The 22,006-nt window shown below is 60.0% G+C and carries 16 protein-coding genes; 4 read left to right on the forward strand and 12 right to left on the reverse strand.

The features are described from left to right. Positions 1-6 precede the first annotated feature (6 nt). The 4 genes from KX928_RS20590 to KX928_RS20605 form a co-directional block, all read right to left on the reverse strand. Positions 7-1,008: a D-cysteine desulfhydrase family protein gene (locus tag KX928_RS20590; RefSeq protein WP_219506417.1), complete on the reverse strand. Its 1,002-nt coding sequence runs from the start codon at positions 1,006-1,008 to the stop codon at positions 7-9. A gap of 186 nt (positions 1,009-1,194) precedes the next feature. Continuing rightward, complete coding sequence (locus tag KX928_RS20595) at positions 1,195-2,229, reverse strand: hypothetical protein (protein ID WP_219506418.1); 1,035 nt, start codon at positions 2,227-2,229, stop codon at positions 1,195-1,197. A gap of 83 nt (positions 2,230-2,312) precedes the next feature. Next, positions 2,313-5,462: an AAA family ATPase gene (locus tag KX928_RS20600; RefSeq protein WP_219506420.1), complete on the reverse strand. Its 3,150-nt coding sequence runs from the start codon at positions 5,460-5,462 to the stop codon at positions 2,313-2,315. Between the two features lie 180 nt (positions 5,463-5,642). Next, a complete protein-coding gene (locus KX928_RS20605; protein ID WP_219506422.1) occupies positions 5,643-7,046 on the reverse strand; it encodes a helix-turn-helix domain-containing protein in 1,404 nt (467 codons plus the stop codon). A 138-nt stretch (positions 7,047-7,184) separates the two neighbouring features. Here KX928_RS20605 and KX928_RS20610 point away from each other — a divergent pair, with 138 nt between their 5' ends. The 4 genes from KX928_RS20610 to sucD are packed head-to-tail and all read left to right on the forward strand — an operon-like array spanning position 7,185 to position 11,456. Beyond that, the gene (locus KX928_RS20610; protein ID WP_219506424.1) at positions 7,185-8,387 is read left to right on the forward strand and encodes an aminotransferase class V-fold PLP-dependent enzyme; all 1,203 of its coding nucleotides are present in this window, start codon (positions 7,185-7,187) and stop codon (positions 8,385-8,387) included. A gap of 27 nt (positions 8,388-8,414) precedes the next feature. Beyond that, positions 8,415-9,356: an HpcH/HpaI aldolase/citrate lyase family protein gene (locus tag KX928_RS20615; protein ID WP_219506426.1), complete on the forward strand. Its 942-nt coding sequence runs from the start codon at positions 8,415-8,417 to the stop codon at positions 9,354-9,356. A 15-nt stretch (positions 9,357-9,371) separates the two neighbouring features. Then, positions 9,372-10,547 (forward strand): malate--CoA ligase subunit beta, encoded by a 1,176-nt coding sequence (locus tag KX928_RS20620; RefSeq protein ID WP_219506429.1) that lies wholly within the window; start codon positions 9,372-9,374, stop codon positions 10,545-10,547. A 12-nt stretch (positions 10,548-10,559) separates the two neighbouring features. Further along, positions 10,560-11,456: a succinate--CoA ligase subunit alpha gene (gene sucD, locus KX928_RS20625; RefSeq protein WP_219506431.1), complete on the forward strand. Its 897-nt coding sequence runs from the start codon at positions 10,560-10,562 to the stop codon at positions 11,454-11,456. A gap of 378 nt (positions 11,457-11,834) precedes the next feature. On the opposite strand, the gene KX928_RS20630 is transcribed toward sucD, so the two are convergent. The 8 genes from KX928_RS20630 to KX928_RS20665 all read right to left on the reverse strand — a co-directional run bounded on the left by KX928_RS20630 (position 11,835) and on the right by KX928_RS20665 (position 21,959). Continuing rightward, positions 11,835-12,470: a response regulator transcription factor gene (locus KX928_RS20630; protein WP_219506434.1), complete on the reverse strand. Its 636-nt coding sequence runs from the start codon at positions 12,468-12,470 to the stop codon at positions 11,835-11,837. Then, the gene (locus KX928_RS20635) at positions 12,454-14,799 is read right to left on the reverse strand and encodes an ATP-binding protein (RefSeq protein ID WP_219506435.1); all 2,346 of its coding nucleotides are present in this window, start codon (positions 14,797-14,799) and stop codon (positions 12,454-12,456) included. Before KX928_RS20635 ends, KX928_RS20630 begins: the two co-directional genes overlap by 17 nt. 714 nt (positions 14,800-15,513) lie before the next feature. Then, entirely contained in the window at positions 15,514-17,640 is a 2,127-nt protein-coding gene (locus KX928_RS20640; protein ID WP_219506437.1) for a putative bifunctional diguanylate cyclase/phosphodiesterase, read from the reverse strand. A gap of 26 nt (positions 17,641-17,666) precedes the next feature. Beyond that, the gene (locus tag KX928_RS20645; RefSeq protein ID WP_219506439.1) at positions 17,667-18,302 is read right to left on the reverse strand and encodes a glutathione S-transferase family protein; all 636 of its coding nucleotides are present in this window, start codon (positions 18,300-18,302) and stop codon (positions 17,667-17,669) included. Between the two features lie 225 nt (positions 18,303-18,527). Next, positions 18,528-18,977 (reverse strand): SRPBCC family protein, encoded by a 450-nt coding sequence (locus KX928_RS20650; protein WP_219506442.1) that lies wholly within the window; start codon positions 18,975-18,977, stop codon positions 18,528-18,530. Positions 18,978-19,108: 131 nt separating this feature from the next. Beyond that, positions 19,109-19,909: an XdhC family protein gene (locus tag KX928_RS20655; RefSeq protein WP_219506444.1), complete on the reverse strand. Its 801-nt coding sequence runs from the start codon at positions 19,907-19,909 to the stop codon at positions 19,109-19,111. Beyond that, positions 19,906-21,087, reverse strand: a complete 1,182-nt coding sequence (locus KX928_RS20660; protein WP_219506446.1) for a vWA domain-containing protein — start codon at positions 21,085-21,087, stop codon at positions 19,906-19,908. Before KX928_RS20660 ends, KX928_RS20655 begins: the two co-directional genes overlap by 4 nt. After that, positions 21,084-21,959 carry an AAA family ATPase gene (locus KX928_RS20665; protein ID WP_219506447.1) on the reverse strand — a complete coding sequence of 292 codons (876 nt, stop codon included), beginning with the start codon at positions 21,957-21,959 and terminating at the stop codon, positions 21,084-21,086. The genes KX928_RS20660 and KX928_RS20665 overlap by 4 nt, the downstream gene beginning before the upstream one ends. Positions 21,960-22,006: the final 47 nt, after the last annotated feature.

Genomic DNA, 22,006 nt, shown 5'->3' on the forward strand with positions numbered 1-22,006 from the left:
CGTGGCTCAGCCATGCGGAAAGGCGTTTTCCAGTGCGGATTGATAGGCAAAGAGCGACGCCAGACCGCCCGTATGAACGAAAAGGACCCGTGCGCCCGCGGCAATTTCACCGCTTTTGACCATCGCTGGCACGGCGGCGAAAACCTTTGCGGTGTAAACCGGATCCAGAACGATACCTTCGGAGCGTGCCATCATCGCCATCGCCTGTGCCGCTTGCGGCCCGAGGCGTCCGTAACCCGGCGACAGCGCGCCATCCCAGATATCGATGTCATCGTGCGATACCGGTACCGGTGACCCCAACAGGCGGGATAATGCCTCCAGCACCGTCGCGATCCGGTGCCGTTGCTGTTCCGCGTCGCGGCGCACGCAACTGCCGATAACACGTACGGAATGACCAGCGTTCCGCAACCCGGCCAACATACCGGCATGTGTCAGACCGCTGCCGGAGGCGATGACAACCACATCGAAATCAGGGTCCTGATGGATAACTTCTTCTGCCGCGCGCATGTATCCCAGCGCGCCGAGCGGCGGATTGCCCAGTGCAAGCGGTATCACATAGGGCGTTCGGCCCGCGGCTTCCTCGGCCTCAGCTCGGGCGCGCAGGGCCGCATCCGCACCGGCTTCGTCCTCTCCCACCGGGTAATGCATGACCTCCACCCCCAGCAGCCGGGACAATAGAACATTGCCGTTGGACCCATAAAGCGCATCGACATCCGGAACCCGGGCTTCCAGCTGAACGATTGTCTTCATGCCCAGCTTGGCTGCGGAGGCTGCAGCTGTGCGCACGAAATTTGACTGTACCGCACCGGTGATCAGCACGGTCTGCGCATTCTTTTGCTGTGCCGCTCCCAGGTAATACTCCAGCTGACGGGACTTGTTGCCGCCCATCGTGGTCCCGGCGAGATCATCGCGTTTGATGTGCAAGTCTATGCCAAGCAATGCGGACAGGTTCGGCAGAGGCTCAATCGGCGTCGCGGCACTGACAAGGTCGGCACGGGCAAAGGTCATAATAACTCCGGACTGGGTGAAGGCTGCTCGGGACAGCGTGCCCGATGAATGATCGCGGGCGTCAGTGTAACACGACGCAAGGCGGGCGTCGGACATTAAAAGCCATCCCGCACAGATGGCCACGTTCCAACGAAAACACCCGCAACCAACGGCTGCGGGTGTGTTGTGAGGCGCAGGCCGTCATGGCTAGCGCGTGTTGACAATCGGCGGGAAGTCGCACCGCCCGAGGCAATAGGAGACACCGCCGGTGTACCCCTGCAGGTCGGAGGGCGGTGGCCCAAGGAACAGCATGTCGATGCAGGCTTCGGGATCGAGCGCGAAAAACGCCTTGATGCGCTGCGGTGCATTGGTCGGCGGCGCGCCGTTGGACTGGCGCGCGTACTTCTGATTGTTGTCCCAAATCGGGTCACCGTTTGCGTCGGCCTTGGTCGTTTCCCAATAGTTCATGACCCGGATCGCCTCGCCCCATGCATAGAGCTTGTGGGTAAGCGGCGGCGTGAAGCTGTCCGGCAGGGATTGCGGGATTTTCAGCTTGGTCGCCGCGGCTGCCTTGGGGAAGGCATTATCGGCGCTGCCACCCGCGCCATCGTCGACGCCAACGTTTTTCCGCGCTGCCACGTGAAAGTACTGGTAGAGCGTTTCAGGGTCTTTCTGCGCCGTGAAAGCGTTCACACCGGGATGTTCGATCGTTGTTTTCACGATCACGCAGATATGCATTTTTGCGTTCCGGGCGTCATATGCATAGCCACGCTTCTTGCTGTCGTGAAGGCAGTAAGGGGTAATCTGCCCCTTGATCGTGACGTTGGCGCGCCGAAAGCGGCCACCCTCTTTGATCGTGCTTTGCCCGACGCGCAGAAAGGTGCGCCCGGTCAGCCCGGCGACCCCCTGGAAAAGCCCGTTGGCCTTGTCGTTTTCCTCGTTGCGCAGCCTTTGCAGGCAGGTGCCCAGCTTGTCTTCTTCGGAGCACAGCTCGGGGGCCAGGCTGGTCAGCGCCTGACGGAACTCCCGGGCATTTTTGAAGTCATTGACATTGCGCGGACCTTCTTCGCGGTTAGTGGAAAACCCGCCCACTTTCAGGTTCAGCGGATGCGGCCCGTAGACCTCGTCAACCTCCGCATCAACGGTATGTGCTTCTTTGAGTGGACTATAAATTTCATCACAAGAGGCGAGAACGAATGCAAATGGAACTGCAATTGCTAATGTCTTAAAACGTGAAAGCATAATAAACTCCCTACAACCCTTGGTTAGTGTGTGTTCAGGAATGGTTTTGTGTCAAGCCTGCCTTTACTTAGCGTCAGCCAGGGTCAATCTTGCGAAGACGGCTGATCATTCAGCGCGTGGCTGACTTTTTGGGCGATCATTTCCGTCAGGCCCACGTGAAACCGAATGGGCGAGCGCTCAAGCGTGGTTTGCACTTCCCGGATCAGCGCTTCGGCTGTTTCAGGCTGATGCGCTGCCAGATGCGCGTCGGCCAGCAGGGTTTTCGCATAGGTGATAATCTGTGCCGAGCCGGTACTGATGTAGCCCTTCAGCCCTGCCTTGAGCGTCTCTGTCCCAATCGTCGGCTCCCCCGTGCGGGCCAGCGCCCAGCCCAGGATGATACTGCACCAGGCTTCCCAATACTCGAACTTGATCTTCTGGCTGATCGCATATGCTGCCTGGGCGAACTGAAGGGCGCGCTCCGGATCGTCAAGCGTCTGGAATATATTGGCAATAATGCTCAGCGAATAACATCTCGAAAAGTCGCTGGGTTCCGACTGCGCCGTGGCGATCGCCGTATCGATTTCGACCTCCAGCGCCGCTCTGTCGTTCTGGTTGAGCGCTCCCGCCCAGCACCGCATCACCCTGTCGATGGTGGCAGGGTCCGCGGCATAATAGCGGTTGATCTGCGCAATCTCGGCGTGTTGCCGGTAGTCCAGCGCCTTGTCGAAATGCCGGATTGCCTTATCAAATCGCCCCAGGAAAAGCGAGGTGACAGCGGTATTGTGTTCGCGCAGCGTCAGCATGGCGGGCGGGGCGTCCTCGCCCACCAGGTCGTTCATCTGGTCGCAATAATCCTGCGCAAGGTCCGGGCGTCCGCCGATCAGATGGGTGCCGCACAGCCCATGCAACACCAGAAACACGTCGCTGGGCGTCCCGGTTTTCATCTGCAAAATGCGCAGCCGGTCGAGGTTGGTCGCAATTTCCGGCGCGCCCCAGGACCGGATTTCAAGGGCGACACTCAGCATTTCGCGCAGTTCGATCTCTTGTCTTTCGCCTTCCTCGCCAAGATCTGCCGCCGTGTTGGCCTCAATGGCGGCCTCCAGATGCCCCATTGCTTCCTGACCGGCGTAGCTTCTCAGCGCGATTTCGGCGGCTTCGCGCCACTTGTCGCGCGCCTTGTCGAAAACATTCGCGCGCCAATAGTGCTGCGCGACCACCTCCGGGCTGCGTTCGGCAAAGGCCGGAAAGCTCTGCACCAGTGTGTCCGCAATTTGACCATGCAGGTTGCTGGCACGCCGTGGCAGCATCGATTCGTAGGCTGCATCCTGGATCAGGGCGTGCCGAAACGAATGGCTGCGCCCGTCGTCATGGGCTGTCAGAATCTGTGCCTGCACGAGGATATCGAGGTGCCGTTCGGTGGACTCCCGGTCTGTCTTGCAGATGGCGGAAACCACCTCGGTCGAGATCTCCCTGCCCAGGGCCGCACAGACAAAGACGATGTCGCGCGTGCTGGGCAGGTGGTCGATTTTCGCGCGAAGCAGGTCTTTCAGGTTCGACGGCAGCTCCAGCCCGTTGCGAATAAGGTCATCCTGTGCCGTCATGCGTTGCCGACGCTGCACCATGCGCACCATTTCTTCGACAAACAGCGGCACGCCCTCGGCCCGGTCGGCAATCTTCTGCACCAGTTCAGGCGCCATCTGCAGTTCCTGCGACAGCTCGGAGACAAGCGATTTACACTGTCGCGTGTCAAGCCGCGCCAGAGACAGGGTTGTGACATGGGATTGCCCGCCCCAGCGTCTTATGTAGTCCGGGCGGTAGGTGCCGATCAGCAACAGGTTGATCCGGTCCAGCTGGTCGACAAGAAGCCCAAGCAACTCTTCGGTCGAAGGGTCGATCCAGTGCAGATCCTCGAAAAGCACAAGGGCCGGATGGGTGGCGGAAGCCCGTTCGAAATACCTGATCAGCGTCTCGAAAGTCTTCTCTTTTAACTCTTCCGGTGTCATCGCAGCCGTGATGCCGGAGGTGTCTTCCGACAGCAGGTTGGCAAAGATGGCCTGCGTCAGAGGCGCACGCACCGGGTCTGCAATGGTTGCCACGAAAGCGTCGATCTTGGCGTTGCGAGCATCCGTTGCGTCGTCTTCGCGCAGTTTGATGGCATGGTTGAGGTGCGATGTGACCGGGTAGAACGCACTTGTCTGGTGGTAGGGAGAGCATTGAAAACTCATCCGCACCGCCTCCGTGGCGCGCAGTTTGTCATGCAAGGCCTGTGCAAGGCGCGATTTGCCCAGACCGGCTTCGCCAGTCAGGAAAACAGCGTGCCCGCTTCCCTGGCGCGCATTGCTCCATCGCCCCTCAAGCAGACGCAATTCGTCTTCGCGACCGACCAGGCGGGAAAGCTTGCCGTGCTGGCGTTTCTCAAACCTCAATTCCGTGTCGCGGGCAGACTTGGCGATCCAGACACCAACGGGTTCGGAAAACCCTTTCAACTGGTGCTGGCCGATGGATGTGCAGCTGAAATTCGCCCCAAGCCTGATTTTCGTCTGATCGCTGATTGCCACCTGACCGGGTTCCGCGAGTGACTGCAACCGGGCTGCCAGATTGGGAATATCGCCAAGCGCCAGATGATCGGCTGTCTTGTCGTCACGTGGGAGGTCGTCGATCAGCACGTCGCCGGTGGCAATGCCGACACGCGCCTGCAGGCGGGTGTCCAGATCGGGCGCCGCGTCCGCGATCGTGCGCTGAATATCCAACGCCGCCAGAACCGCGCGTTCCGCGTCATCCTCCTCGGCGATGGGATAGCCGAAATAGGCCACCACTCCATCCCCCACGAACTGCGCGAAATAGCCGAAATGATTGCGGATCGCGGTGAGGCAACAGCGCTGAAAGCCGGCCAGCACGTCGTGATACTGTTCTAGATCCAACTGGTTTGACAGCTTGGTGGACCCGACCAGATCGACAAACATCAGCGTCAGCTGGCGCAGCTCCACGGCGTTGGACGGGGGCAAGTTCTTTGTCGGATCGGCCGCCTCGGCGCGGTCGGCCTGCGCATGTGCTGCGGGCATGCCGTCGGGGCGGGCCAGTTTCGCTGTGGCCTGTTTGATCCGTTTGCGATCCCCCAGCGATACCCCGAGGTCCGCCAGATCCTGCTCGGTCAGGTCCGCGATGATGTCGAGATCAACGGAATTGGCCTCGAAAGTCTCAAGATACTTTTCGAGGTTCAGAGACTGCAACCAGGCCTCTAGTGACTTCATGCCCGTGCAACTCGGCAGATCAGCAACCTGCTTCCCCTACATTCCAAAACTCCCCGAACGCAGACTACCACCGGTCGTGTTAATGTCGACAGGAAACACCGGGACGAGGCGGTGAAGCGCCCAGAGCGGCCCCGGCGGGGCCAGCAAGAGCATTTTTGGGGACCGCGCGCTGGCGTGCGGCTAACTTGCATACCGCGTCGCGCCCCGCCGCCGCATGTCCAGCGGATCGGACAAGACCACCGCATGATGCGCGCGCTGGTCGCAGTTCACGCGCGGGCATATCCGGCAGTTGATCCCGATGGGGGTCATGCGCACCGCTGACAGGCTGCGGCCCTCCGCGTATCCGATGGCGCCGATGTGCTCGGTACTGCATCCCATGGCGACGGCCAGCCGGACATCCTGGGCAAAGCGGGACACATTGGGACGATCCACGGTACGGGCAAAGACGAAAAACTGGCTCCCGTCCGGCATTTCGACAAATTGCGGAACGATCCGCCCCGGTGTGCGAAAGGACGTGTGCACATCCAGCCTCGGACAGGCCCCGCCATATTCGGCCAGCTGGAAATCGGTGGAATTGAACCTTTTGGAGACGTTGCCCGCCTTGTCGATCCTGAGAAAGAAGAATGGCACCCCGCGCATCCCCGGACGTTGCAGGGTGGTGGCCCGGTGACAGGCCTGTTCGAAACTGACACCGAACCGCGTGGCAACGTGATCGAAGTCATATTCGCTGGCCAGCGCCTCGTCCAGAAATGGCTCATAGGGCATCAGCACGGCCGCGGCGAAGTAATTTGCCAGTTCGACACGGCATCTTGCTCGGCCGAGTGTGTCGTCAATACCTGACTTGGCCAGCAGATCGTCGAGCACCTGCCGCTGTTCGATCAGGCCTGAGACATGCACCAGCTGAAAGACCCGGTTGGTGTGATCAAGCGCTTCGGACATCACGACTTCGCGGCGTTCTTCGCTGTATTCGCGCAGTGTTTCCGGCAATTCCGATACAGGTACGACACGCACGCGCAGGTCCAGTTTTTCGCGCAACCTGTCTTTCAGCGCCGCGTAGATATCATCCGTGGCCACCTTCCTGCCGCCCCAGAAAGCTTCGGCCGCCAGCTCAAGGCTATCGAAGTAATTATCGTTCTCGCGAAAGAAGTTATGAACCGACGCTTCTGTTGATGTGGGCAGTTTTGTCTGGGCGCCGTCTCCGGCCTGGGCCACGCTCATCAACTGGTCGGTCGCGGCCAGATAGGCGCGGTGCAGGCGCAAAAAGCACGCGGCCAGATCGGGGCTGTGGGTCAACGCGCCGCGCAACTGCGTGAGGTCGGGGCGATCCGATTCAAAAAGCGGGTCCTGCAGCACGCCACGCAAGTCTGCCAGCTTTGCGGTGTCATCGTCTTCCACGAGATCACGCCAGTCGACCCCGTAGACTTCGAGCAGCCGCAACAGGACCGGCACGGATACCGAGCGTTCGTTTTTCTCCAACAGATTGACATAAGACGTGCTGATCCCAAGGGCCTTGCCCATTTGTCCCTGGGTCTGTGCACTGTCGGTACGAAGTCGCCGTAATTTTGGCCCGATGAATGTCTTCATAATTGCACTTTACTGAAAAGTTCACAAATTTACAAAAATTATTGTTTGTAAAATTTTGCATACACAGCAGGACGCGGTTCCGTTTTGCGGATGTGCCCGATGGTTGCATGGTCCGGGAAACCAGCAAGGAGACCTCGCATGCGCACCGGCCACACCCACCTGTTCATTCCCGGCCCGACCAACGTGCCCGAAACCGTTCGACAGGCGATGAATCTGCCCATGCAGGACATGCGCGCGCCGGATTTTGGTGACCTGACGCGGCGCCTTTTCGACGACCTCAAATCGGTTTTCCGCACGCAAAGCGGCACCGTCATGATGTTTCCGGGGTCCGGCACCTCTGCGTGGGAGGCGGCGATCACCAACACCCTCAACCCCGGCGACCGGGTGCTGATGGCGCGTCATGGCCAGTTTTCGACCCTGTGGGTGGAGATGGCGCAGCGCCTTGGGCTCGATGTGCAGGTGGTCGATGTTCCCTGGGGTGCAGGGGCACCGGTGCGTGAATTCAACCGCCTGCTGGCCGCCGACACCAACGATGAGATCAAGGCGGTTTTCGTGACCCACAACGAGACGGCAACAGGTGTCACATCCGATGTCGCGGGGGTGCGCCGCGCGTTGGATGAAAACTTTCATGATGCGCTTTTGTTCGTGGACGGCGTCTCCTCCATCGGATCGCTGGAGTTCCGCATGGACGAATGGGGGGTCGATCTGGCGATCACCGGCAGCCAGAAAGGGCTGATGCTGCCTGCCGGGCTGGGCATTCTGGCCGCCAGCGAAAAGGCGATGCTGATGTCGCGCACATCGACGATGCGCCGCGCCTACCATGACTTTGCCGATATGGTGGCCATGAATGCCGACGGGTACTTTCCCTACACCCCGCCAACGCAGTTGTTGCATGGTCTGCGTCAATCGCTGGACCGGATCGCGACGGAGGGTCTGGATAACGTGATCGCCCGCCACAGGCGCCTCGCGGAAGGTGTCCGGCACGGCGTGGCGGCCTGGGGTCTCGATCTGGTGGCAGAGCATCCGTCGCTTTACTCGAACACCGTGTCGGCCATCCGGACACCGCCCCACGTAGACGCCCGTGAGGTGATCCGCATTGCCTATGAAGACTACAACACGTCGCTGGGCTCCGGCTTGGCGCGTCTTGCGGGCAAGGTTTTTCGCATCGGGCATATTGGCGACCTGAATGAAGGCATGTGCCTCACCGCACTGTCGGTTGCCGAAATGGCCTTGATGCGGGCCGGTACCCGTCTTGACCTGGGGGCCGGCGTTGCGGCCGCGCAAAGCTGGTTCATGTCCGAACACCTCGCGCAGCGCGACTTTCGGGTCGCCGCAGAATAATCACCACCAAACAAAGGAAATTGCCCCGTGTCCCACACGCTTTATCCGCTCAACAAGCAACGTCTGCAACGCTCGGAACTGGCCGTTCCCGCGTCTAACCCGACGATGATCGACAAGGCCGCCGAAAGCGGCGCGGATTACGTCTTTCTCGACCTTGAGGATGCGGTTGCGCCGCCCGAAAAGACACAGGCGCGCCGCAATGCCATTCAGGCGTTGAATGACATCGACTGGGCGGCGAAAGGCAAGACCGTGTCTGTACGGATCAATGGTCTGGACACGCATTACATGTACCGCGACGTGGTGGATGTGATGGAACAGGCCGGGGACCGCGTGCACACGCTTCTGGTGCCGAAAGTGGGTGTGCTGGCGGATCTCTACATGGTTGATGCGATGGTCAACCAGATCGAACAGGGGCGCGGGCTTGCAACGCGTGTCGGTCTCGAAGCGCTTATCGAAACTGCCCTCGGCATGGCAAATGTCGAGGCCGTGGCGCAGTTTGGCGGCCGTCTTGAGGCGCTGCATTTCGGGGTCGCGGACTATGCCGCCTCGATGCGCGCGCGGACGGTTAACATTGGCGGGCTCAACCCGGACTATCCCGGGGATCAGTGGCATGCCTCTATCACGCGCATGGTAATCGCGTGCCGCGCCTACGGGTTGCGCGCGATCGACGGACCGTTTGGCGACTTCTCTGATCCGGAAGGGTACAAGGCGGGCGCGCGCCGGGCCGCCGCTCTTGGCTGCGAGGGCAAATGGGCGATCCACCCCAGTCAGGTTGCAATGGCAAACGAAGTGTTCAGCCCGCCGGAGACCGAAATCTCCAAGGCGGAGCGGATCATCGAAGAGCTCAAGAAGGCCGAAGACGAGGGCCGCGGGGCGGCGTCGCTCGACGGCAAGATGATCGACGCGGCATCCGAGAAGATGGCGCGCAACGTCATCGAGGTGGCGCAGGCGATTGCTGAAAAGGTCTGATTTCAGGAGGACGATATGGACATTCACGAACATCAGGCCAAGGAAATTCTGGCGGGCTTCGGCGTGCCTGTGCCGCGCGGCGGCGTGGCCTATTCGCCGGAGCAGGCCGGGTATCGCGCGCGCGAACTGGGCGGTGCTGCATGGGTTGTCAAAGCGCAGATACACTCCGGGGGCCGCGGCGAGGCGGGCGGCGTGAAATTCTGCCAAACAGAAGAGGAAGTGCGGGACTGTGCCGCCGAGCTGTTCGGCAAGCAACTGGTGACCAAGCAGACCGGCGCGGCGGGCAAGGGCGTCTACCGCCTGTGGGTCGAAGAAGCTTCGGACATCCAGCGGGAGTTGTACCTGGGGTTCGTGCTGGATCGCAAAACCGAGCGGATCATGATCGTGGCGTCCGCGCATGGCGGAATGGAGATCGAGGACCTCGCGGAGAAGGATCCGGACAGCCTGCGGCGCATGGTCGTCGACCCCGCGGTTGGGCTGGCCGAATTCCAGGCCCGCGAACTGGCCTTTTCCCTCGGGCTGACCGGCGGGCAGATTGCGCAGATGGTGAATGTGCTGCGGGCCTGTTATCGCGCGTACCGCGATCTTGACGCGATGATGGTCGAGATCAACCCGCTGGTCATCCGAGGCGGGGGTGATCTGGTGGCGCTGGATGCCAAGATGAGCTTTGATACCAATGCGCTTTATCGCCGTCCTCAGGTGTCGGCCCTGCGTGACCCCAGCCAGGAAGACCCCCGCGAGGCGATGGCGGCTGACCATGGTCTGGCCTACGTGGGGCTGGAGGGCGACATCGGCTGCATCATCAACGGTGCCGGGCTGGCGATGGCCACGATGGATATGATCAAGCTTGCTGGCGGTGAGCCTGCGAATTTTCTTGATATTGGCGGTGGCGCAAGCCCGGATCGTGTGTGCAAGGCCTTCCGGACTGTCTTGTCCGATCCGAATGTCAGTGTGATCCTCGTGAACATCTTCGCTGGTATCAACCGCTGCGACTGGATCGCCGAGGGGGTTGTGCAGGCCTACCGTGACCTTGGGCTCCACCTGCCGGTCGTGGTGCGGCTGGCAGGCACGAATGTGGCAGAGGGTCAGCAGATCCTGCAGGCCTCGGGCCTGCCGATCGTCACACCGGACACATTGGCAGAAGCCGCTGACGCCGCGGTTTCACTGCGGCCCCAACCGGCCGCCGCATAGGGAGAACCATCCATGGCGATTTTGATAGATGAGAGCACCAAAGTGGTGGTGCAGGGCATGTCCGGACGCATTGGCCAATTCCACGCGGAGGAGATGATCGAGAACGGCACCCGCGTTGTGGCCGGTGTGACCCCGGGCAAGGGCGGCACGACCGTTCTGGGGCGCCCGGTATTCAATACAGTGCGCGAGGCGGTCGCCGCCACCGGCGCGGAGGCCAGCCTGATGTTCGTGCCACCGCCCTTTGCCGCCGACGCGATGATGGAGGCGGCAGATGCGGGTATCCGCACCGCTGTTTGCGTGGCTGATGGCATTCCGGCGCAGGACATGATGCGGGTGAAACGGTTTCTCAAACGCTACCCAAGAGAGCGCAAAATGCGTCTGATCGGTCCGAATTGCGCGGGCGTGATCTCTCCGGGAAAAGGGTTTATGGGGATTATGCCGCCGCATATCTACACACCGGGCCGGGTCGGTATCGTGGGGCGCTCCGGCACGCTGGGGTATGAGGCGGCCAGCCAGATGCAGGCCCTGGGGATTGGGGTTTCCACCTCGGTCGGTATTGGTGGCGACCCGATCAACGGATCCTCATTTCGAGACATACTGGCGCTTTTCGAAGCCGATCCGGAGACCGACGCCGTCATGATGATCGGCGAAATCGGCGGGCCGCAGGAAGCGGAGGCGGCTGCTTTCGTGTCCGAGCACATGACGAAACCGGTTATTGCCTATGTGGCTGGCCTTTCCGCGCCCAAGGGCCGTCAGATGGGACATGCGGGGGCGATCATCTCCGCCTTCGGGGAGAGCGCGCAGGAGAAAGTGGAGATGTTGAGCGCTGTCGGGATTACGGTTGCGCCAAACCCATCGGCGATGGGGGCGACGGTTGCGGATGTTCTCGGGTTGCAGAAGGCCGCGTGATCCTCCGCTTTGAGGATGCATATCGGGGCAAGATGCGAAAACCCGCAGCAATCGGATCGCTGCGGGTTTCCTTTAAATGATTAGGTACTCTTAAATTCAAAACCGAGCGTGCAAGCGCGTTGCAACCAGCAATGTGACCCCGGTTGCAACGCTGTTCCGGACTGTCCAAGCAACGTGTACTCGAAACCAATTTCCGGATGCGAAAAAAACTTTTTACGAGTTGCTCACCAAATCGGAACTCGGTCACTCACTAACAGCTTGCACAAAACTGTGCTCACGGTTCCCAACACTCAACACTCACATTGTGCCGGAAGTATGCTGGATGGGGGGAGCCCCGTAAATTCGTGTAACTACGTAGGTAATTTTGCCTATGCCGGATTAGCGTCTTTCGAAAAGCCGTGTGCTGATCGACAGATCGACCAGTTCGGCCACGGAATTCACCCGCATTTTTTCAAGAATACGGGCCCTGTGGTGGTCCACCGTCCGGGGGCTGATGTCGAGGTGACGCGCCACGTCCTTGCTCGATGCGCTGGAAGGGTTGGAGACCAGCAACTCGGCTATTTCCTTTTCCCGGTCGGTCAGGTTGGTGAACCGCTCCTTGGCGTTTCTGGCCCGGTCGCGGCCACGTCGCCCCTTGGCGTCAAGTTCAAGCGCTGCATCAATCTGCTTGATTAACACTTCCTGCCGAAACGGTTTTTCCAGAAAGTCGATTGCCCCCAGCTTCATTGCACGCACCGATTCCGGCACACCACCGTGCCCGGTGATGAAGATGATGGGCAATGAAATCCCCTTGGTGACAAGCAGCTCCTGAAGTTCGAGGCCGGACATGGCCGGCATGCCGTAGTCCAGTATCAGGCACCCGGATTGCTCCGGGTGATAGGCATCCAGAAACGCCTGTGCGGAGGCAAAAGCCTCGGTCGCGTAGCCGCGGGTGCGCAAGGCGCGCGACAGCGAGGCACGGATATCTTCATCGTCGTCGACGATGAAGATGCAGGGCTCAGGCGCTGAGTTCATTCTGGATCTCTGGCACCGATTTCGGGATCAGGGCGGGCAGGGTAAAGCAGAACCGCGAATTGCCGTTTTCGTCCTCCTGATACCAGAGCTTTCCGCCGTGCGATTCCACAATCGTGCGGCAGATCGACAGGCCAAGCCCCATGCCGTCCTCCTTCGTGGTTTCAAACTGTTCGAAGAGGTCGCTTGTCGGGTCAAAGCCCGGCCCGGTGTCGAGGACGTCCACCATCAGCCCATTGTCCGTATTCATGGCCTTCAGTTTCACTAACCGCTCTTCCACATCGCTATCTGCAATCGCCTCAATGGCGTTTCTAAGCAGGTTCACAAGGACCTGCGCAATCTGAACCCGCGATCCGTAAACCGGATCGAGGTCAACCGCGTCGGTGCTGATGTGAATCCCATGCTCCTTCGCTTCAGAACGCACCAGCTGCAGCGTTTGTTCCAACAGCTCCTGAAAATCGAATTCGGCCTTTTCAACCCCATCTTTTTTGACAAAGCCCCGCAGCGCCTTGATGATATCGCCTGCGCGATGGGCCTGACGGTCGGTTTCCTGCAGAATGGTCTTCAGTTCTTCGATGTCGCAGGTGCTTTGCTGCAGGTTGAACAACGCGCTGTCCATGTTTTGCGTGATCGCGAGAAGCGGCTGGTTCAACTCGTGTGCGAGGCTGGTAGCCATTTGGCCCATCACATTGACGCGCGCCGAATGGGACAGGTCCCAGCTGAGTTGCTGTATCTTGCGCTCGGAGGCTTTCCGTTCGGTGATGTCATCCACGGTCACGACGGCATGCAGCGGGTTGCCCGCGTCGTCCCGGATCACGATAACGTTCTCGCTGACCCAGATCACGCTGCGGTCTTTGCGCAAAAGCCGCTTTTCATGCAGATATTCCGACCCGGTGTTCCCGCCGTCCTCGAAGAAGAAAGCGGCAACCGGATCGTCGGGGTGAGAGATGTCATGCGCCGTCAGTTGCAGCACTTCGTCGTTGGTATATCCCAGCATATCCGCGAATTTTGTGTTTACGCGCATCAGCTTTCCGGTTTTGGCCTGAATTTGTGCCATACCCCGCGATGCAAGGTCGAAGGTGCGTCCGAATTCAGCTTCGGATTTCTTGCGCTCGGCGATGGCCTGCACAAGCGTTTCATTCGCGCGTTCAAGTTCGCGGTAGGTTTTCGGCAGGGGTTCGGATGCGGAAACCTCCCCCTGCGAGACAAGCGATGACCGCACGGCAAAAGCGCGCACCGGCTTATGGATGTAGTTGGCCAGCACCAGTCCGAAAATGCCCGAGATCAGGGCGATGGAGGCCGCAATCCAGACATTCTGCGAGCGGTTGGCTTTGATTTCACCGGTGAAATCGGCCTCGGGGGCGTAAACGGCGATGGTCCAGGGCAATTCCTCGCTGATCACCGGCATCAGGGTGGACACGAAGGTCGAGTCGCCAAGGCCGAAGCGCGACGAGACCTCGCGCTCCACGGAGACCTCGGCGGTGCTGTCCAGGTGTCCGAAGGCGGCCCGTGCCACCGGATCGCCGATTTCCGCGATATTGACAAAGCGGAACGTACCATCAGTGTTCTGTGTTCGGATCAGTTCCTGGTTGGGATGCGCAATCACATCACCATTTCGGTTGAGGATCAGCGCCTTACCGCTGTCGCCGACATTCAACCGCGACAAAAACTCGGAAATTGCGTCGATCCCGATGTCCACCCCCACAACGCCCCGAATACCGCCAAAGGGATCAAAAACCGGCGAGGCTGCGGTGATGCCCGGCTTTTGCGACGTGAAGAAGATGTAGGGGTCGGTCCAGATGCTTGTCAGCTTTTCGCTGGCCGTCTGGTACCAGAGCCGTTCGCGCGGGTCGTAGGTGTCGGTCGGGTCCGCGCGTTCTTCGACAATGGCATAGCGATCATCGCGCCAGATCAGGTCGGTTGTCCGCTGGCCGTCTTCCCACATGACGATCTTTGACCGGAAGGGCCCGGGGCCATCGCTGCGCATGACGTAGACGAAGTTGCCCGTCTCATCGCCGTAAAACACGCCGGCGAACTGGGGCGAGATCTGAAGTTGCTGAAACAGCAGTTTTTCCAGCTGTTCGAAGTTGTCGCTGGCAATGACCTCGTTCTCTGCAAGGCGCGTGGCCAGTTCGGCTGCCCCGCGCGCCGGTTTGAGAAACCCCTTGGAGTGTTCGATGGTATTGGTGCCGACATCGCGCAGCAGGTCGCGCGCATGTGCGAGCAGCACTTTTTCAGACGTCAAAAAGGACGAAAAGACAACAAAGGTAACCGCGACAAACTGCAATCCGGCAAGGCAAAGGGCCAGAACCATTCCGAGTGAAATTTTCATGGGAAATACAACTTTTTATACCTGCCGCGTTTTTGCAGGGTGATGGTGCAGGCGAATAGGGTCTCGATCAATAGATTTCCATCGCTGTCGTGCGTCCTGAAAGACAAAGGTCGCGGAAAAGTGCGATTATGTCTCGCAAGTTATTGGCGGCTCTTCTGTCACACTGTGGCATGTTTCGTCAGTTGCTTTGCATGGCACTTTCGATTTGAGCAACAATTCGCTGCATCGGCGTGATGTCGCAGCTGTGAAAGCTTTCGCGACATTGGGACGGTTTTGCCCGTCCACGGGTTCCAAGGCAGGCGGACGCTAGGCTATCTGCCCCGTTGTGGCGGAAAATGCGGTGTGTGGCTTTGTGCTGGCACCATTCGGCAAAAGCGTCTGTTTTGGCTTGAGACACCTGATCAAATTGACGCCGCGGTGGTTCAGGCAGAGACGCGATTATGGATCAAACATAATGCCCGACATTGCCGTGATCTTCCCCGGGACAATCTCCGCCCCCGGCCATCAGAAGCCTGTTTTAAAAGACTACTGTTAAGCCTCAATGCGGGCAGGCTGGACGAAACCGGCGCAGGCAGAGCGCGGCAGGCAAAACGCCATGATCCTGACCTTCCGGAACGCTGACGACCCGTTAAAAACAGCCAGAGCTGTGCCCAGGCGCCGTTGTCTCGCAGTCCTCGCCGGTTCCGCGCGAAAATCGGGGTGCGCCGCGAGGTTCTACCGGGTGGCGCGTGCCGGTATCCGGTGAGCCTCGGGAGCGTCTCCGGCATCGATTGAAAACCCGTTTTCGTTCAGGCGTCGGGTTGTTTCCTCGAAGGCCTCCAGCGGCACGGGCTTGGTGAAGTAATACCCCTGAACCTGTTCACACCCTGAAACCGCAAGCTGTTCGATCTGTTCGGCGGTTTCAACACCTTCCGCAACAGTGGTGACGCCGATCTGAGCCGCCATTGTCAAGATCAGCTGGATGATCGGAATGGTGTCGGGCAGCTGGTCGACGAAGGACTTGTCGATCTTCAGGCAGTTTAGCGGAAAGCGTGTGATGTAGGAGAGGTTTGAATAGCCTGTGCCGAAGTCGTCAATCGCGATGCGAAACCCAAGGTCGGTGATTGCCCGCAGCTTCTGTGCGATCATCTCCAGATCACCGATCAGGGCTGTCTCGGTGATCTCCAACTCGACGTAACCATTGGGGAAATCGGGCCTTTGAGAGAATGCGCGCAGTGTTTCCATCAGTTTATCGCCAGAGAACTGACGGGGAGAGACATTGATGGACAATCCGATGTCCAGACCTCTGCGATGCCACTCAATGGCCTGATTGCAGCCTTCTTCCAGAACGAACTGCCCCAACTCCTCGATGATACCGGTTTCTTCACAAATCGGAATGAACTTGCCCGGCATTACCAGCCCGCGCACCGGATGACGCCACCGCACCAGCGCCTCGGCAGATACAACCTGGTTGCTTCTCAGATCGTAGCGGGGCTGGAAATACAGGACGAATTCACGCTTTTCCAAGGCGCGCATGAGCTCCACTTCCAGCTGATTGCGCTCCGAGGCTTCGGCCCCCATTTCGGAATCAAAGAACAGGAAGCGGTTCCGGCCACGCTGTTTTGAGGCATAAAGAGCGATGTCCGCCCGCTGGATCGCATCCATGACGGTCTGGTCATTGGGTTCGATCAGCGCGACCCCGATGCTGATCGTCACGTTCAGCAGGATCGCATCATACACCATCGGCTTGTTGATCGCGAGCCTCAGCCTTTCGATCTTTTCAATAAGATCAGACTCTTGTGACGCATTCTTGATCAGGATGACGAACTCGTCGCCGCCCATGCGCGCGAGCGTATCATCCTCCGATAACTCGGCGTCGAACCGTGACACCAGCTCTTTCAGGACAGCGTCACCCATCTCGTGACCGAAGCGGTCATTGATTTGTTTGAACCGGTCCACGTCCAGATACAAAAGCGCATAGGTCGTGGAGGTATTCTTGGCTTCGAGCGCTTCGAGCCGGGATTGTACGAAAGAGCGGTTGAAACAGCCGGTCAGCTGGTCGCGCTCGGCAAGGTAATGCGCCTGATCGCGTGCATTTTTAAGCTCACTCACATCAATGGCGGTGACCAGAACCGCGGGACTGCCGGTTACCGCGTCAGAACAGCGTTTGGCGGAGATGTCATACCAATGTGGCTCCGTCGCGGTTTCCACCAGGGCGACGCACCTGTGCTCGCCATGTTGCTCCAGCATTTTTTCCAGAGCCACAAAGTCGGCGTGATCCGTAAAAATCTCAGCAAAGCTGTCCAGGGATCGGGGGGTGGCTTTGCGGGCTGCCGGGTTCATATACAGCGCCGGGCCGTCCAGATCAAAGAGCATGATCATCACATCGGTATGCAACAATGCCTCGGCGCTGCGCAGGTTTTCGGGCAGATCGTCAACGCTTCCGGTGGCCTCGCATCGCATGGCCATCCGCCCGTCGGGCAGGCGAAAACCGGAAAAGACCACCATGGCGGTTTCCGGTTCTCCGTTAGGGTACAAGGTCCAGAGTTCATTGAAGACGGAATTACGTTCTTCAAAGTCGATTTGATACTGTTTGAGACGGGCCGCAACTGTCGACGACATGCCTTCAGACAAATCGCGCGCGCACAGCAGGTCCTCGTTGTCGGCCTGCCACAGTTTGCATGCGGATTCATTCGCGTGGAGAATGCAGGAATTGTCGATGTCAAAAATCCAGACAGCCGTGCGTAATTGCCGGGCTGCCTGGAACGGGTCAAATTCCGGGCCGGAAGGGTCGGGGGCGTTGGACAAAGGTATCAATGACCTTTCACTGCGGGCAGCGGACGTGATTTTGCCTTCTCCCATGGTGCCCACTCCGGACCAGTCTGGTGTTAAGCGGCAGCTGACGCCACCTGTCCAAGCTCGGAAAGAGGACGGAAGTTTTCAGTCTGTGCAACGTCATCGATCCAGCGGGCGATGGCGGGGTAGTCTTCGAGTGTCAGCCCGGCCTCTTCGAGCACATGTGTGTAGCCAAAGAGGGCGATATCGGCGATCGAATATCCGCAGGACAGGATGAATTTGCGCTGCGCAAGGTGCGCTTCGAGGCGCATCAGGCCGTTTAGCGCGTTGTCCTGCCAGACGCGGATGTCGGCTGCGCGCTCTTCGCGTTGCTGCGGCACAATCGTGGTGAAAAACCGGGCTGGCGAAATGAATGGCTCCAGCTTGGATTGTTCAAAAAACATCCACTGCAACGCTTCGGCGCGTTCCGCCAGCGACTGTGGCATGAGGTGGCTGCCGTCGGCAATGTACCAGAGCATCGCGTTGCTTTCGCCGATACCAAAACCGGTTTCTGTTTGCAGATAGGGGACCACACCGAGGGGATTGACCTCTAAGAACGCGGGCGATTTCTGCTCACCGGCCAGAACATCGATAATTTGCAGGTCAAAAGACTGGTTAAGCTGATGGAACGCTAGCCACGGTTTGAAACAATTGCCCGATCCCAGACAGGCATATAGTTTTTGTGTCATATCGATCTCCAAGGTGCAAAGTCGGACATCACATATGAAAAACTATCCCTAAAAATCCTTAAACAAGCGGCAAAACAGAGCGGGATGGTTAATGGCCCCTCAGAGGGATTTCACCATTCGATCCTGTAGGTTTCGGGGTGTGGGGCTGTCGTTTCCCAAATCCGAATTGCACGAAATCACGCCCTTTTGTCCGTCCAAAGAGCAACCAAGCTTGCGTCGCCGGTGTCATGCCGCCTGTTGCTGCATGACTTTCGCGAAGTTCGCGAAAAACTTCGCCGCCAGCTTCTTGGCCGTGCCCTGGATCAGCCGATTGCCCAGCTGCGCCAGTTTGCCGCCGATCTGTGCCTTTGCATCATACCGCAGAACAGTCTGATCCCCGAGTGTTTCAAGGGTGACATCGGCACCGCCCTTGGCATGTCCCGCCGCCCCGCCGTTGCCCTGACCGGTCAGTGAAAACCGGGTGGGGGCGCCGGATTTATCCAGCGCGACCTCGCCTGAAAACCTTGCCTTCACCGGGCCGACCTTGAGCACGACCTTGGCCTCAAGCTGGGTGTCAGATGTCTGGACAAGTTCCTCGCAGCCGGGAATGCATTGCCTTAAGATCTCTGGATCGTTCAGCGCCGCATAGACATCTTCCATCGGCGCGTTGATGGTGATTTCATCGCTCAGTTCCATGACGGTTCCTTTGTTAACTGTATGGGGTTTTATTCCGGCGGGACGTGCGTCCGGATCGCCATTCATCCGCCTGCGGGGGGTGTGGCAGTGCTGCACAACCCAAGTCTGCAGCGCGCCGGGCAACGGTGGCATCACGCATCGGCGACGGCCCCGTGTCGCGCATGGCGTCTGACCTGCGTGAGTTCAGCGATGATGGAAAGCGCAATTTCCTCGGGCGTGACCGCGCCAATGTCGATGCCGGCGGGGGCACGGACGGCATTGATGCGGTTTTGCGAAATCCCTGATTGCCGGAGTTTTTCTGCCAGGGCGGCATATTTCTTTCGACTGCCGACGAAGGCTACATAATCGACCTCTGTGGCAAGCGCCTTTTCAAGTGCTGTGCGGTCGCCCTGGCCCTGGGTCGCGATCACGATCGCCCGCCTGCGGCCCGGCGCGGTCTGGGCAAAGCTGTCACCCGGCGCCAGAACGGTCACCTCCCAGTCAAACCGGGGGGCAAGCTCGGCAAGCTCCGTGGCAACGGGCGATGCGCCGATGATCACCACCTCGGGGCGGGGCAGGCTGGGGTCGATAAATACGTCCACGGAGCCTTTCGACGGGCACCCGTTGCGGGCGAAATACACGCCCTCGACCTCGTCACCCGCCACCAGTCCCTTGTCCGAAAGAATGTCTTCCGGCGCGACCGAAACAAGCTGTGGTTTGCCCTGGGCTATGGCAACAAGGGCGGCTTTTTGCACCGCGGCCCGCGTGCAGCCGCCACCAAGCCAGCCGTGCAGTATCGTGCCGTCGGACCGGAGCAGCGCCTTGGCGCCGGGCTTGGCCGCTGTCGCCCCGGCCGTGCGGACAATGGTTGCCACGGCGAAGGGCTCGTCACGCAGCCGCAGCGCCTCCAGCGCGTCGGTCATCTGCGGGTCCAGCAACTCTTTGGGCATCATAGGCGCACCAGCTCCGGTTCCAGCCCGGCCAGCTCCTCCAGCGTGTTCGCCGCTTTGAACAGGTCAATGTAGGGCAGGGCGGCGGCCATTCCCTGTGCGGTCGCCTCATAATCCCGCCACCCTTTCAGCGGGTTGAGCCAGATCACCTTGCAGCCGCGTTTCCGAAGACGGCTCAGCGCCGCCGACATCGCGGCGGGCGGGTCGGTATCGAATCCGTCCGACAAGATCAGGACCACGGTGCGCCCGTCGACGAATCTCTTGGCATGGGTGTCGGCGAAACGGCCGATGCTGTGGCTGATCTTGGATCCCCCGGCAAAACCATCGGCCATGAGCGACATGCGCGCCAGTGCCCGCAGCGCATCCCGGTCGCGCAGGGCGTGGGTAATTCGCACAAGACGCGTGTGGAAGAGATAAGCATCCGCCGTCTGATCAGCACGCATCAGCCCGGCCAGAAACGCCAGGAAGACCTGCGCGTAGACCGACATCGATCCCGAGACATCGCAGATCGCGGCAATCTTGCGCAGACGGTCCGGGCGGTGTTTTTTCGGCAGGTCAAACGGTTGGCCGCCGGTGGCAAGGCTTTGCCGGATCACGCGCCGGAAATGCAGCCTGTCGCCCTTGCGCGCGGCCTTGCGTCGCCGCGACCTGCGATCCCGCAACGCCGCGCCAAGGCGCAGCGCCACCCGCTCTGCTGCCAGTATATCCTCGGGTCGCACCAGATCGCGCAGGTCCTTTTTCATCAGGTTTGTGACCTCGGTCGCCATAAGCTTGCCCAGACCATCGCCTTCCGACGCGCCGCTGCCGCCATCCGGCGCGGTGGCCTCCCCGGCGCCGGTTGCCGGCGCGCCTTGCGCCACACGGGACGAGTGGACGTGATCCTTGGCCGTTTCGCCCTTGCTGGGAACAATCTTCTGTTTGACCCGCCCGCCGTTCAGCCAGAAACTGTCGAACAGGTCGTCAAAGCGGTCCGCGTCTTCCCTGCATCCGGTGCAAACCGCCCGCAGCGCCCGTTTGCTCTGCACCGGCACGGCGGCATCGACCTGTGTCAGGGCGGTCAGGGCAAGCTCTGTCTCCGCCACGCCAAGGCGCAGCCCATTTTCGCGCAGATGCGCCAGAAAGCCGCTGACACGCGCGGCGGGGCCGGGGTCTCGTGCCGCAAATCTGGTCACGCGGCTCATGCGGCGCGCCCGGCGATGCGCTGCGCCACTTCCGTCGTGATACTGGCCTGATCGCTCTGGGTTTTGAGCAGGGTGGTCAGCGTCGCTTGCAGCACCGCAGGATCATCGGTCAGATCGGCCACGCCCAGACCCATGAGGGCGGCCGCGAAATCCAGTGTCTCGGCGATGCCGGGGGCTTTCTCAAGCTCTTCTTTGCGCAGTTTCTGAACAAAACCAATGATCTGGCCTGCAAGCTTCATTTCGATCTCGGGGCAACGCGCTGATAGGATCGCCAGTTCCGTGGCGCGGTCAGGGTAGTCCACGTAGGTGTAAAGGCAGCGTCGTCGCAATGCATCGGACAGATCACGTGTCCCATTGGCCGTCAGCACCACGATGGGCCGGGTCACGGCGCGGATCGTGCCCAGCTCGGGGATCGTGATCTGGTAATCCGCAAGGATCTCCAGCAGGTAGGCTTCGAATTCCTCGTCTGCCCGGTCAATTTCGTCGATCAAAAGGACAGGCGGTTTGTCCTGCCTGATGGCGGCGAGCAGCGGCCGCTCCAACAGGAAGTCTTCGGAAAAGATGCGCGCTTCGACGCTGGCGCCGGTTTCACCATCTTCCGCCGCCGCGCGGATCGACAACAACTGGCGCTGGTAGTTCCATTCATAGATTGCCTGTGCCGCATCCAGACCTTCGTAGCATTGCAGCCGCAGCAGTCGGGTGTCCTGAACCGCGGCCAGAACGCGCGCCACTTCGGTCTTGCCCACGCCCGCCGCGCCTTCCAGCAGGATGGGGCGCCCCAGCGACAGCGCAAGGTGCAGCGCCACCGACAGATCGTCGGAAGCGACATACCCATGCCCCGCCATTGCGTCTTGAAGATCGTTCCAGGCCATTATCCGTCTCTTTGCCGTGCGGGCAGGTGCCATGACCCGCCCGGGGT

This window comes from Roseobacter insulae (genome assembly GCF_019375555.1).
Taxonomy (GTDB): domain Bacteria; phylum Pseudomonadota; class Alphaproteobacteria; order Rhodobacterales; family Rhodobacteraceae; genus Roseobacter; species Roseobacter insulae.